This window comes from Coprococcus sp. OM04-5BH, assembly GCF_003482105.1.
Lineage (GTDB): Bacteria > Bacillota > Clostridia > Lachnospirales > Lachnospiraceae > Coprococcus.
In genome coordinates, this window is the sequence record NZ_QULM01000001.1 from 114,887 (window position 1) to 128,301 (window position 13,415).

Annotated in this window: 13 protein-coding genes and 1 other annotated feature; of the genes, 1 reads left to right on the forward strand and 12 read right to left on the reverse strand. The window is 43.4% G+C overall.

The features are described from left to right. Positions 1 to 500 precede the first annotated feature (500 nt). The 10 genes from ftsH to DXB54_RS00560 all read right to left on the reverse strand — a co-directional run bounded on the left by ftsH (position 501) and on the right by DXB54_RS00560 (position 9,488). The gene (ftsH, locus tag DXB54_RS00515; protein WP_118693940.1) at positions 501 to 2,528 is read right to left on the reverse strand and encodes an ATP-dependent zinc metalloprotease FtsH; all 2,028 of its coding nucleotides are present in this window, start codon (positions 2,526 to 2,528) and stop codon (positions 501 to 503) included. 45 nt (positions 2,529 to 2,573) lie between these two features. Beyond that, positions 2,574 to 3,095, reverse strand: a complete 522-nt coding sequence (hpt, locus tag DXB54_RS00520; protein ID WP_021938138.1) for a hypoxanthine phosphoribosyltransferase — start codon at positions 3,093 to 3,095, stop codon at positions 2,574 to 2,576. Further along, positions 3,092 to 4,600, reverse strand: coding sequence for a tRNA lysidine(34) synthetase TilS (gene tilS / locus DXB54_RS00525; RefSeq protein WP_118693941.1), 1,509 nt, complete (start codon positions 4,598 to 4,600; stop codon positions 3,092 to 3,094). The genes hpt and tilS overlap by 4 nt, the downstream gene beginning before the upstream one ends. A 256-nt stretch (positions 4,601 to 4,856) precedes the next feature. Then, the gene (locus tag DXB54_RS00530) at positions 4,857 to 6,899 is read right to left on the reverse strand and encodes a SpoIIE family protein phosphatase (protein ID WP_118693942.1); all 2,043 of its coding nucleotides are present in this window, start codon (positions 6,897 to 6,899) and stop codon (positions 4,857 to 4,859) included. Between the two features lie 146 nt (positions 6,900 to 7,045). Further along, on the reverse strand, positions 7,046 to 7,348 hold the full coding sequence (locus DXB54_RS00535; protein WP_021938141.1) for an FtsB family cell division protein: 303 nt from the start codon (positions 7,346 to 7,348) through the stop codon (positions 7,046 to 7,048). A 38-nt stretch (positions 7,349 to 7,386) separates the two neighbouring features. After that, a complete protein-coding gene (gene yabQ, locus DXB54_RS12365; RefSeq protein ID WP_021938142.1) occupies positions 7,387 to 7,767 on the reverse strand; it encodes a spore cortex biosynthesis protein YabQ in 381 nt (126 codons plus the stop codon). After that, complete coding sequence (locus tag DXB54_RS00545) at positions 7,767 to 8,036, reverse strand: YabP/YqfC family sporulation protein (RefSeq protein WP_021938143.1); 270 nt, start codon at positions 8,034 to 8,036, stop codon at positions 7,767 to 7,769. The genes yabQ and DXB54_RS00545 overlap by 1 nt, the downstream gene beginning before the upstream one ends. A 95-nt stretch (positions 8,037 to 8,131) precedes the next feature. Beyond that, positions 8,132 to 8,371 carry an RNA-binding S4 domain-containing protein gene (locus tag DXB54_RS00550; protein ID WP_021938144.1) on the reverse strand — a complete coding sequence of 80 codons (240 nt, stop codon included), beginning with the start codon at positions 8,369 to 8,371 and terminating at the stop codon, positions 8,132 to 8,134. A gap of 126 nt (positions 8,372 to 8,497) precedes the next feature. Then, positions 8,498 to 8,770 (reverse strand): HU family DNA-binding protein, encoded by a 273-nt coding sequence (locus DXB54_RS00555; RefSeq protein WP_021938145.1) that lies wholly within the window; start codon positions 8,768 to 8,770, stop codon positions 8,498 to 8,500. 172 nt (positions 8,771 to 8,942) lie between these two features. Then, a complete protein-coding gene (locus tag DXB54_RS00560) occupies positions 8,943 to 9,488 on the reverse strand; it encodes a stage V sporulation T C-terminal domain-containing protein (RefSeq protein WP_021938146.1) in 546 nt (181 codons plus the stop codon). 307 nt (positions 9,489 to 9,795) lie between these two features. After that, positions 9,796 to 10,080, forward strand: a binding site (T-box leader). A gap of 96 nt (positions 10,081 to 10,176) precedes the next feature. Here DXB54_RS00560 and DXB54_RS00565 point away from each other — a divergent pair. Continuing rightward, the gene (locus tag DXB54_RS00565) at positions 10,177 to 11,865 is read left to right on the forward strand and encodes a carbon starvation CstA family protein (protein WP_118693944.1); all 1,689 of its coding nucleotides are present in this window, start codon (positions 10,177 to 10,179) and stop codon (positions 11,863 to 11,865) included. Positions 11,866 to 12,002: 137 nt separating this feature from the next. On the opposite strand, the gene DXB54_RS00570 is transcribed toward DXB54_RS00565, so the two are convergent. Together DXB54_RS00570 and DXB54_RS00575 are read right to left on the reverse strand one after the other, a co-directional pair. Continuing rightward, a complete protein-coding gene (locus DXB54_RS00570) occupies positions 12,003 to 12,770 on the reverse strand; it encodes a carboxymuconolactone decarboxylase family protein (RefSeq protein WP_021938148.1) in 768 nt (255 codons plus the stop codon). An 82-nt stretch (positions 12,771 to 12,852) separates the two neighbouring features. Next, positions 12,853 to 13,323 (reverse strand): flavodoxin, encoded by a 471-nt coding sequence (locus DXB54_RS00575; RefSeq protein WP_118693945.1) that lies wholly within the window; start codon positions 13,321 to 13,323, stop codon positions 12,853 to 12,855. Positions 13,324 to 13,415: the final 92 nt, after the last annotated feature.

Here is a 13,415-nt window from a genome sequence, read left to right on the forward strand (position 1 = left end):
AGAGCAGCAACCATATAAAATTGCCTACGGCAAGGGTTGCTGCAACGTATCGATGTCGAAGACATCGTTACAAGAAATAGAGCAGCAACCATCTGAAATTGCCTACGGCAAGGGTTGCTGCAACGTAACGATGTCAAGGACATCGTTACAAGAAATAGAGCAGCAACCATCTGAAATTGCCTACGGCAAGGGTTGCTGCAACGTAACGATGTCAAGGACATCGTTACAAGAAATAAAAAAGGAATCAGCCGTCGTTCTGCCGATTCCTTTTGGAGAAGGTATTTTGGTTATGGGGTGTAGCCAAAAAACTATATAAAGTATTGGGGGGGTTACAAGTATTATTATAATCAAGAGCGTTAAAAAGTGTGCCCAAACATTTATTTTTTTTCACAATTCTTTTGTGTAAAATAACTAACAGTAAAATACAAAAAAGGCTCCGAAAAGCCTTTTTTGTTTATTTTTTATATTTTGATATATCCATTTAGTAAAAAATATCCATACTACAGTGGAAGGTCATCAGGATTGATCTCCGATGGATCTGTTGCTTCCGCCTCAGCCATAGCTTCTCCTTCATTTTCATCTGCCTGTGACACGTTGCCGTATACGATATCAGACTTATTCTGGTCATCATTCGTATCGCTGCCGGCTTCTTCATCAAACAATGCCTCGAACTCAGCCCTGTTTATTCTTTCCTTCTCAAGAAGAAGCTCTGCACACTTATGGAGCACATCCATATGTGCCATGATCATGGCCCTTGCTTCCTCGTAGCACTCATCAACAATACGCTTAACTTCCTTATCTATCACACCTGCTGTCTTCTCACTGTAAGACTTGGCATGACCAAGATCTCTTCCAAGGAACACTTCCTCGCTATCCTGGGTCTCATAGTTGATAAGACCAAGCTTGTCTGACATACCATACTTCATCACCATTGCTCTGGCATACTGGCTTGCCTGCTTGATATCCTGGGAAGCACCTGTGGTGATATCGTCAAGGATAAGCTCCTCTGCAATACGTCCTCCGAGACTTACTTTAATATCATCAATCATCTTACCCTTTGTCATGAATACATTGTCATTCTCAGGAAGCGGCATTGTGTATCCGCCTGCACCTGTACCTGTAGGTATGATGGAAACTGTATATACAGGTCCCACATGTGGAAGCAGGTGGAACAGTATTGCATGTCCTGACTCGTGGTATGCCGTGATCCTTCTTTCACTTTCCGGAACAAGACGGCTCTTCTTCTCGCCACCTATTCCTACCTTAATGAATGACTTATCAACATCTTCCTTTACTATGAAAGCTCTATCTGACTTAGCTGCACTGATGGCTGCTTCGTTCATAAGATTCTCAAGATCTGCCCCTGCAAATCCTGCGGTGGTTCTTGCTATCTCATGAAGATCCACATCCTCAGCCAGCGGCTTGTTTCTTGTGTGGACCTTAAGTATCTCTTCTCTTCCCTTTACATCAGGTCTGTTGACAGGTATCTTTCTGTCGAAACGTCCCGGACGAAGGATAGCATTATCAAGTATATCTACACGGTTAGTTGCGGCAAGGACTATTATTCCTTCATTCACACCGAAACCATCCATCTCCACAAGGAGCTGGTTAAGAGTCTGCTCTCTCTCATCGTGTCCGCCACCGAGACCTGTACCTCTCTGTCTTGCAACAGCATCAATCTCATCAATGAAAACTATACAAGGGGCGTTCTTCTTGGCATCCTCAAAAAGGTCTCTTACTCGCGAAGCACCTACACCCACGAACATCTCAACGAAATCCGAACCTGAAATACTGAAGAACGGAACTCCTGCTTCACCGGCAACGGCTTTCGCCATAAGAGTCTTACCTGTTCCCGGAGGACCCTCAAGAAGTACTCCTTTAGGAATTCTTGCACCTACCTTGATGAATTTACCCGGGTTTTTAAGGAACTCAACTATCTCCTCAAGATCCTCCTTCTCCTCGTCAAGACCTGCAACATCCTTGAAGGTCACCCTGTTCTTGCCTGTATTCTCATCTTTTCTTGCGCGGCTCTTACCGAAGTTCATCATCTGTCCGCCCGAACCGGCTCCCTGTACCCTGCTTACAAGCATTGTCATTATGATAATGACGATCACCATTACAATCAGGTATGGCAGCCAGGTACCTATCATACTCTGTCTTTCAACATCATGAAGGTTGTACTTGGCAATGGCAACCTTCTCATCCTCTGAGGCTGTTTTATTTGCCGAGTCTGTGGCTGTTACATAGTCATTATAGATATCTATGACCTTATTCACATCTGCCACATAAAATTCAACCCCTGTTCCGTTCTTGAACACAACACTTACGGAACCTGTAGGTATCTCACTGTTCTGATAAATATCCAGCGACATTACGTTGTTCTCACTCAGATCTGTCTGAAGATCAACGTAGCTATAGCTGGTTGTAAGATTGCTGCCATCCTGCATCCATCTGTATATGAGCAATACACCCACAATAAATATAATTGCGTAGATGACCGCAAAATTTCTTGCACGTCTTTTATCCATTTGCTGCTCCTTATTTCTCAGTATTTTTGTTTATAATATTGGATTTTAACCCTCTATCACACCTATATACGGAAGGTTTCTGTACTTCTGTGCACAGTCAAGACCATATCCCACTACAAATCTGTCAGGGACCTGAAAACCTGTCATGTAAAGATCTACAGGGATAACTCTCCTCTCAGGCTTGTCAAGCAATGTTATTATCTTAAGACTTTCTGGCTTTCTTGCCGAAAGAGCTTCAACAAGATATGAAAGTGTTCTTCCTGAATCGAGGATATCCTCAACAATGATAACATCTCTTCCTTCTATATTCTCATCCAGATCCTTGGACAGCTTGACAACGCCTGATGAAACCGTCTTATCACCATAGCTGCTCACTGACATGAAATCCATTGTTACAGGTATTGTGATTCTTTTGGCGAGCTCGCAAAGAAAGAATACGCTTCCCTTAAGGATACCCACAAGATGTACTGTCTTACCTGCGTAAGCCTTATCTATCTCTTCAGCCATCTGGGCTATTCTTTCCTCTACCTCGTCCTTGCTTATCAATACGCTGATCTGCTCCTTCATCTGTTCTTTTCCTCCTTGTACTCAAGACAGATAATCCGTGATGTGTTATCTGTAACCTTGTAATTCTCTCCGATTCTTATACCGACTGCCCATACGATCTCTGGGCCGCAGGCTATGACCGGAACTTTGTTTCTCTCGGTTCTCTCTATCTTACGGTCTGATAGGATCCTGTTAAGCTTCTTTACTGCTCCGTCTGATCTTATTACCATGCGGTCTCCGGGCTCCGGGGTCCGCAAGATTAAACTATCCTGTATTCTATCATAATCCAAAAACTTAATATACTCTTTTTTTGTTAAATCTATATTAACTTCGGGATTTTTTACATTTATTATGCTCACTTTCACGGAAAAATTCCCATCCGGGGAAAAATATTCGCCGGGATTGCTTATATCTACCCGGGAAATCCCACAAGTAAAACTTCCACCCTCAGTGACATTCAGGTAATCCTCCTTGCTAATGCCCCTGTGATTTTCCTTTTTTATGTTCCGGCTGTCTTTATTTCTGACCTCCGCTTTTTCTTCTCCCTTAAATATAAGCTTTCCGTAGCTCACATATGCCTTACAGCCCTTTGGCAGTGAGATGGCTGCCCCACTATCTGCGCTGTAGAGCTTCATAACCTCTTTTACATGATTATTGCCTATATCCTTAAGTCCACCGCACACCCTTCCGATAAGCTCCCTTATTACAAGGGTCTGTATCAGCTCCTTCTGGGCTTTAAGGTCTTCAAGGCTTATGAAATACCGGTTTTCTGTAGGATCTCCTACTACATTTGCAGTGATAAGATCATCCACATAGCCCTTTACGAAATCTGTGTACATTCCTGCCATATCCGCAAGCTTCACTATGTGTTCCATGGCTCTGGCATTCACCTCTTCGAGCTCCGGAAGCACCTTGTGCCTGATCTTGTTTCTGGCATATATGGTTTCAAGATTCGTAGAGTCTGTCACAAAGGCAATGCCTTTCTCTGCCAGATATTCCTCTATCTCATGCCTGGTGGTATCTATAAGGGGTCTGACCACCCTGTCCCTTACGGCAGGTATGCCGCTCACTCCTGCAAGTCCTGTTCCCCTTGCCATGTTAAGCAGCACTGTCTCACAGAGATCGTTACAGTTATGGGCTACAGCTATGCGGTAGTCCTGTCCTGTCTCATCTCCCACCCGGGCAAATGCCTTGTAGCGTTCCATTCTTCCGGCTTCTTCCACCGTAAGGTGCTGTTCCTCCGCAATCTTCTCCACAGGAATATTAAAGACCCTAAGAGGTATCCCAAGCTTCCCGCAATATGTCTCAACAAAGCTCTGGTCAGAATCCGCTTCAGCCCCTCTTATCATATGATTTACATGGACGCAGATCATATTCAGGTCAAGCACATCCTTAAGACCTGCAAGCATTGTAAGGAGGCACACGGAATCTGCTCCGCCTGATATACCCACAACACAGGTATCACCCTTTTTTAACATATTATATTGTTTTATGGTATTTAATACTTTCTCTTCCGCAGGGTTCATAAACACGTATTCCTTATTAACAGTAAAACTATATTTCTTTCAAATTTTATTTCTTCCGGATTACATTTCTTTAAATCAATGTCACCTTATAAATAATATATCATTGCAATATTCTATAAATATGACGTTACAGAAGATATAATAGCACAGGAAAGTACGATTTTCCACTCCCGGGGTATTACATATCAATATATGACATTGTAAAAGCACACAGGCAGGTCTGTTTTGCATCACCATAGTATTGCCTTTTCAAATATCACGAGTTGGCAACCACCACCATTACCGTGGCATCGTCATAGAACACTCCCTGATTTCTCGAAAGCAGTTCTCCCGATATATCGTCCATGATCTTCTTCACCGCACTCTCCCTGTTGTCGGTGTTATAGCTTCTGTGACTTAAGAACCTTGCAAATTCCTTCTCATCATAATCCTCCGTATGGGAAAATATGCCGTCACTTGCCATTATCACAATATCTCCGTCAGACAACTGCTCACTGCTGCTGTCGCACTCCACTTCAGGAAGTACTCCTATAGGAAGAGTTGTACCCTGGACTATGTGACAGCTTCCGTCCCTGACAACAAAGGTGGCAGAAGCTCCCTGCTTGTACATCTTAAGCTCTCCGCTGTAGAGATCTATCATGCCCATGTCAAATGTAGTGAAATTACTTCCCCGGTTCTTCTCCGAAAGGCATTTATTAGCAAAGGCAATAGCATAGAGGGGATCGAAGCCTGCATCGAGCATTTCCTCCATGGTATTTATAAGTATCTCACTTTCTGAGGCGGCTATACTCCCACTGCCCATTCCGTCTGCCAGCATAAGAACCAGCTTACCGTCATCATTTTCCCGGACGGAGAAGCTGTCACCGGATATCACGGAGCCCTGCTTCTTAACCCGTCTAACCTGAAATGCACACTGGAATACGGCGATATCCTCAAAGACTATCATATGATCGTCCACCGGAATGTATTCCGGAGCATCCGCCGCCGGGCGTATACGCCTGTCCATTACATGCTCAAGCACCGCCGCCACCTGTCTGGTTCTGACCCTCTTTCTGGTGTGTGCTCTAAGGGTCAGATAATAACGGCTGTGATCCGCCTCGTTCATTGCCATGGTAAGTTGCTCTAACACAACATTCATGGCAAGCAGCTCCTGACGAAGTTTCTCTTCCCTTGAGTTGCTTGCAGGCTCCAGTCTTTCAATATCCTCAGAAAACTTCTCGATCAATTCTCCAACCTCCGACAATCCTATACGGCTCACGTCGCCACCACATCCTGCAAGGGTATACTCTATCCTCTTAAATATCCCCGACAAATCAGCTATCTTTCTGGCAGTAAGTCTGTTTATCTCCACCGCCGCACACCGGTCATGCTCAGCCCGGATATTCTCTCCGTAATAGCACATCCAGTATGCCGGAGTCACTGCAAATAACAGCGCAGGCACCAGAAGCACCTGTATTCCAGAGAATGTAAACAGGTAGCCGAAGAAGGTGACGCCTGTAAGCATACCGCCAAGGACATATAATCCCACAGTGCCGTATTTTATGCCGCCAAAAACACTTCTGCCGAGAAGTGCCATTATTATCATGGTTATCACCGCGGCAATATAGGTTGTCTCTCCTGTCCTGACTGACCAGATGGCACTTATGGCAAATGCTATCCCAAGTCCATAGGCTCCCCCATACTTCTGCAGGGTACAAAGAGCAATGTACATACCGAATATCTCGCCTATATGTATAAGTCCTGCTATGGTATATGGCATGCCCCATGCCATGACTGCCATTATTACCATCACCGCTAACATCTGCTCATTAAGGTTGTCCTCCCTGCCCTTTTCATTTACCAGGACATTGAGACCGATCTTCACAACAGGTATAAGTGTCACGGCAATGATCCCCGACAAAAGCAGCATGATCCACTGTCTGTAGTCCCCGCCGGCATAGATGTTGTACGCCATTCCTACTATATAATATATAAACAGTATCATGAGATTATTTGCAGATTTCAAGTGCAGTACCCAGGAGACCCCTGCCATAATGAGAACATAGCTTATAAACAACACAGTCTTCTCTCCGGCATCGGGAAGGAAAAGGTACTGTCCGTTCGTAACCACCGCCTCAGGAACAAAGAACAGAGAAGCCATTCCCGCCATTATGCTGAGTACATACCCGGGGGTGCTGAGCTTTATGTAATACGCTCCTGTCAAAAGGGCAACTGCAAATGGGTTCGTACCCAGAAAAAAAGCTCTCCCTCCAAAAAAACCTACCGCATACAATAATAGTCGTCTAACCTTCTCTTCCATCCTACAATGCTCCCTTCAATTTCTGTAGACTTCCACTAAATGGTACAAGCATTATATGGTGACAGGACATCAAAAAAAGACGAAAACTGAAATTGGTTTTCGTCTTTTCTCTTCCTGTTTTGCTGTAACGATATCCGTAAGATGTTCTAATCCCCCGCCCTGATAACTGTCTCGTCAGGATACACAAGTCCAAGCTGATTTCTTGCTACTTCCTCCACATACTTCTTGGTCTGCATATACACTTCCTTCTTCTCCAGTTCAGTATATTCATCCTTTGCCTCGTCAATATCAGCCTGTATGGAAGCCTTCTGGCCCTCAAGATAAGTCCTGCGTTCCTTAAGTGCTGTTGACCTATAATAAAGAATGCCTGCGAATAAAACGCAGGACACAATAATAACTAGCGTTGCGAGTTTAGAATACCTACGAGATACGGCATTTCTACTCCTCATCAATCAAATCCCCTTTGTACATTTTTATTAACATAATTTTACAGTTTATGACAATTTATGTCAACAAGCTTTTTTACCACTTTGACCACTTTTCCCAAATCCTGACTTATTCGGCACAATATATAGTTGAAAATTGCCGAGGCAGTGCAACTTATTGTGGTGAAATAGAGCAAATTTCCCAAAAAAAATCCAAAAATATGGTAAAAATACAAATTTCCCTGAGAGTATACATAAATCAGTCCTATTGTAATCACACATATTGCTAATCCATATGCAATATCCAATAGAATGTTAATTATGTTGTACATATGAAGGCATTTCTGCAATGCCCTTAAGACATCCAATGTAATTCCGGAAGCAGAACCAAAAAGTATAAAAATTAAGAATGTTACTGTCTGGCTTCTGATAAGCTCTGTCATTATTTAAACAACCGCTTAAACTTTGATGCGGTATTTGCAGCGTAATTAAGTCCGCATATCTCGCCGGTTATGCTCATACTGCATTTCTCACTGTCCAGGTTCTTCACCATCAGCTCCCGGCCTCTTACACACAGCCTCCCCATGCTGGTGTCACATATTATCTCCTCCGGCTCTGCTGATATAACTTTCTCTATACCTGTAAATTCTCCGTTCTCCCTGTCAGAAAGCATGACTTTATGACTCTGGCTGTTCTGAGTTTCCGTAGACATATAAAAAAACCACCCCTGAACTATGTATTGCGACATCCTGGGACGTCAAATATAACATAGTATATGTGTGGTTTCTTTCTTTTATGTTTAATACCTTAAACGTACTTGAACATATCCTTTGCATCTTCCTTTTTGGTGGTATCAAGGATCATGGTCACCTCTACTTTGACGTTCTTGTTGCCAAAGCCGATCTCTATAACGTCTCCGACCTTAACGTCATAGGATGCCTTAACTACTTTGCCGTTTACCAGAACCCTGCCTGCGTCACAGGCTTCATTTGCAATGGTCCTTCTCTTGATAAGTCTTGATACCTTTAAATATTTGTCAAGTCTCATTTCATTTCCTTTCCGGTGCTGATCCGTCTGTTTAATCATGCCCCTTATCTGCAAAAAAAAGCCGGCTACAATGCACCTTATGGTACACGAACCAGCTTTCTCATTAACCAATCTATATCTGATAAATTAGTTGATAGCGTCCTTTAAAGCCTTACCAGCCTTGAACTTAGGAGCCTTTGAAGCAGCGATCTTCATTGTCTCGCCTGTCTGAGGATTTCTACCCTCTCTTGCTGCTCTCTCTGAAACCTCGAATGTACCGAATCCAACTAACTGGATCTTCTCACCCTTCTTTAATTCCTCTGCTACTACATCTGTGAAAGCCTTTAATGCGCTCTCAGCGTCTTTCTTTGTTAATTCTGTCTTCTCAGCGATAGCTGCTACTAATTCAGTCTTGTTCATTGAAATAATACCTCCATTCATACTTTTTAATGTCTGCCGAGCTAATCCAGACATCTTCCCTGTGCCCCCGGGCACACTAACATGTATAGTTATACCCAATATGTCTATATTTGTCAAGGAAAATGTCCCTTTTAACAGCCAAAAAGCCTTATTTTTACAATGTTTCCGGGAATCACCCCTCCATCTGCCTGCCTAAAAATCTGGCAGCAAGATCCACTGCTTTTTTCTCTGTATCTCCGATAGCTTTTCCTGCGTCTCTGTTAAGCAGCACCACAGCCCCGATGGCGTCTCCCTGACATATTATGGTCTGGATCACCTGTCCCTCAAAGGAAATATCATCATCGGTTATGTTTATACAATTTCCGGTCTTAACCTCTCCGGACACAGACTTCCTGAGGTCTATGAGCTCCGACAGTTTTCTGCTGATGGCTCTTCCCTGCAGCTCCTTCTTCCCCTTTCCTGCCACTGCAACAATGTGCTCCCTGTCTGTGATACACACGGAGCAGCCGAGGGTTGCCGCCATGATCTCTGCATACTGCCCTGCAAATTCCTTAAGCTCCAGCATTGGTGAGAACTTCTTAAGCACCACCTCACCATCTGCTGCCGTATATATCTCCAGCGGGTCCCCCTCTCTTATCCTCAGATTTTTTCTTATCTCCTTGGGAACAACTATCCTGCCAAGTTCATCTATTCGTCTGACTATTCCCGTTGCTTTCATATAGAAAATTCCTCCTGCGGTTCCATAATTTAATGGTAGTATGTGGAAGCAGAAGGAATTTATTCATTTGCACCAAACGCAAATGCTTATAAGCCGTCACCTGCAACAGGCTTAAGTCATGAAATGACAGTTTTTGACCATTTTCCCGATCAACTGAGAAGCGGTGGATGCACTTACAGCAAGGAGATGTAAAAAAAGCGAATCACCCGGCAATTATTTAGCAACCATTTGAAAATCATATAAAATTTTTTTAAAAAAGGTGTTGACATTTTCAATCTATAGGAGTAGTTTAGTTGTCGAACAAAGAGCAAATGCAAAGAACAGAATACGGTTGCCAGAGATCCAGTACTTCAGAGAGCCGTTGGCTGGTGTGAAACGGTGTATGTCTATGGTGATTATCCTCTGCGAGCAGTGCACTGAATTTCTTCACGATAAGTGATGAACACTAGGTGTCACCGGTCTTCCACCGTTAAAAGGAAACTTATTTCAAGAGCTGTGTTGGCACAGTTTCAGAGATGAGGCATGAGAGGTCATTTATTTTCAAATGGCAAATAAAGTGGTATCGCGGAAGTTACAGGCTTTCGTCTTTATGTTGAGTAAAGACGAGAGCCTTTTTTAATTTCTTTTTTGTTTACTCTTTGCATATATATATTATTAAGAAAGGAGCCGTCAGTAGACGGAAAAAGAAATGAATGGATTAGTAATAGTATTGATCGGAATCGTAGTTTTAGGTGCCGGCTATCTTTTCTATGGAAGATGGCTTGCAAAGAAATGGGGGCTTGATCCAAAGGCCAAGACTCCTGCTTACACACATGAGGATGGACAGGATTATGTTCCATCGTCCAAATTCACTGTATTTTCACACCAGTTTTCATCCATAGCCGGTGCTGGTCCTGTAACCGGACCAATACTCGCGTCGGTATTCGGATGGGTGCCTGTTCTTCTGTGGTTACTGGTTGGCGGATTGTTCTTCGGTGCCGTACAGGATTTCGGTTCACTGTATGCATCAGTTAAGAACGAAGGAAAGTCAATGGGTATGATCATTGAGAAGTACATAGGAAGGTTCGGCAGGAAGCTGTTCATGTTATTCTGCTGGCTCTTCACATTGCTGGTTATCGCAGCATTCACAGATATGGTTGCCGGAACCTTCATGAGTACCGGTGCCGGAACCGAAGCATTTTCAGTAGCAACCAAAAATGCAAATGCTTCCGCCGCCTCAATATCAATGCTCTTCATAGTAGTAGCGATCGTCTTTGGTATCATACAGAAGCATGTGAAAATGAATGAGGGTGTCCGTGCAGTTGTTGCAATAGCTCTTCTTGTTGGAATGTTTGCCCTTGGTATGGTTCTTCCAATGACTGCTTCAAAGACAGCATGGATCTACATTGTTATGGCTTACCTGTTCCTTGCGTCAGTAATGCCAATGTGGCTTCTTATGCAGCCTAGAGATTACATGACAACCTTCATGCTCCTTGGTATGATAATCGGTGCCGTTGTGGGTGTATTTGTAGCTCATCCTTCAATGGAGCTTAACGCGTTCAATGGCTTCAATGTAAATGGAAGCTACCTCTTCCCTACATTATTTGTAACTATAGCCTGTGGTGCTGTATCAGGTTTCCACAGCCTTGTATCATCAGGTACTTCATCAAAGACCATAAGCAATGAAAAGGATATGCCGATGGTTGGTTATGGTGCCATGATCGTTGAGTCTCTTCTTGGTATTGTTGCATTAGTTGTTGTGGGTGCTGTTGCTGTAAACGGCACAAAGCCTGACGGAACACCATTTTCAATATTCTCATCAGGTGTGGCAGGATTCCTTGAGAAGCTCGGACTTCCTGTACATGTTGCAACTGTATTCATGACAATGTGTGTATCTGCTCTTGCTCTTACATCCCTTGACTCAGTAGCAAGAATAGGCCGTATGTCATTCCAGGAATTATTCTATGGAGACACAACTGATACTTCAAAAATGCCTGTATGGCAGAAGATCCTTACAAATAAGTATTTCGCAACAGTTATAACATTGTTCTTCGGTTACTTACTTACACTTGGCGGATACAACAACGTATGGCCTTTGTTCGGTTCAGCAAACCAGCTCCTTGCAGCTCTGGTTCTCATTGCTCTTGCTGTATTCCTTAAGACAACAGGAAGAACCGGCTGGACTCTTTACGCACCAATGTTCATCATGTTAGCTGTTACATTCACAGCTCTTATCCAGAAGACTGTTGCTCTTGTAAGAAACATAATGGCAGGTCAGGCAACATTTCTTGTAGACGGACTTCAGTTCATAGTTGCCATCCTTCTTATGGTTCTTGGTGTACTTGTTGCATTCAGCTGCTTAAAGAAGCTCTTCACAGCTAAGAAAGAGGAAGCTTAAAGTATTTAGGGCTTAATATGAATTTTAATAAGTGCTTTAATTAAGAAGATAAATATATAGATTAGTATTTTGTTTCCTACAAGTGGGGCACAGTGACAGGATTTCCTGGACTGTGCCCCGCTTGTTTTGTCTTATAACTACTTCAGCTTACCATACTCCTCATCAGTTACCGGCTCGCACCACTCATTTGAAGCTTCCTCTCCCGGAACCTCAACGGCAAGATGGCTGAACCAACTGTCAGGGGCAGCACCATGCCAATGCTTTACTTCCGCAGGGATGTTGATGCAGTCGCCCGGCTTAAGCTCAATAGCTTCCTTGCCCTCTTCCTGATAATATCCACGTCCTGCAACACATACAAGGATCTGTCCGCCGCCACTCTTTGCGTGGTGGATATGCCAATTGTTACGGCAGCCCGGCTCAAATGTTACATTGAATATTCCGACCTGACTTGTTGATACCGGAGCAAGGTAGCTCTTTCCTATGAAATACTTGGCAAATGCGTCATTTGGCTCGCCTATAGGAAATACCATTTCCTTGGCGTGTGCTCTCATCGCCTCGTCTTCATATGGAAGATCGCCCTCGCCGTCCTGCCATACTTCCTTGGCAAGATTAAATACTGCCCAGCCCTTAGGCCATCCTGCATAGAACGCCACATGAGTGATAACTGCTGCGATCTCCTTCTGAGTTACACCATGTGCCTTTGCATTCTGCAAATGGAATTTAAGTGATGAGTCTGTAACTCCTGACGCCATAAGTGCAACTACTGTGATTATGCTTCTTGTCTTAACGTCAATGTCCTGGTTATTCCAGTTCTCTCCAAATAATACGTCATCATTATAATGTGCAAATTCAGGGGCAAATCCTGAAAGTGCGTTACGACCTGCTGTCTGTACTATCTTCTTCATTTTTCCTGATATATTGTGATTGACTGATCCGTCATCTTTTTTACAATATATATCCTTTCCGTCAATTTTTAATACATACTTCTTAAAGAGTTTCAACCCACTTGCTTACTGACTGCTTATTTGCACCGTTAAGAAGCTTGCCCTCAACGATCTGTGCATTTGGAGCAGATGGCTGAAGCTCACGAACTGTATTGCCAAATCCGCTTCCGCCTGATGTTGCGAAAAGCACGATCTTCTTTCCTGAGAAGTCATATGACTCAAGGAAAGTGTTGATTATAGTTGGTGCCACATACCACCAGATTGGGAAACCGATAAGGATCTCATCATATGGAGCCACGTCAATGTCACCTGTGATGATCTCCGGTCTTATCTTCTTGTCACTCATCTCAACACTGCTTCTTGACTTTTTGTCCATCCAGTTGAGGTCGGCGTCTGTATAACGAACCTTAGGTGTGATCTCATATAAATCTGCACCTACTGCCTCTGCAACCATTTCCGCTGCCCTCTTTGTTACGCCGCTGGCACTGAAATATGCAACTAATCTTTTACTCATAATATCTACCTCCTGTACAAAATATAAGATTGTTTAAAAATATGACTACAGCATCGCTGTCTTAAAAAATAAACCCATAGAGAACTTTCACT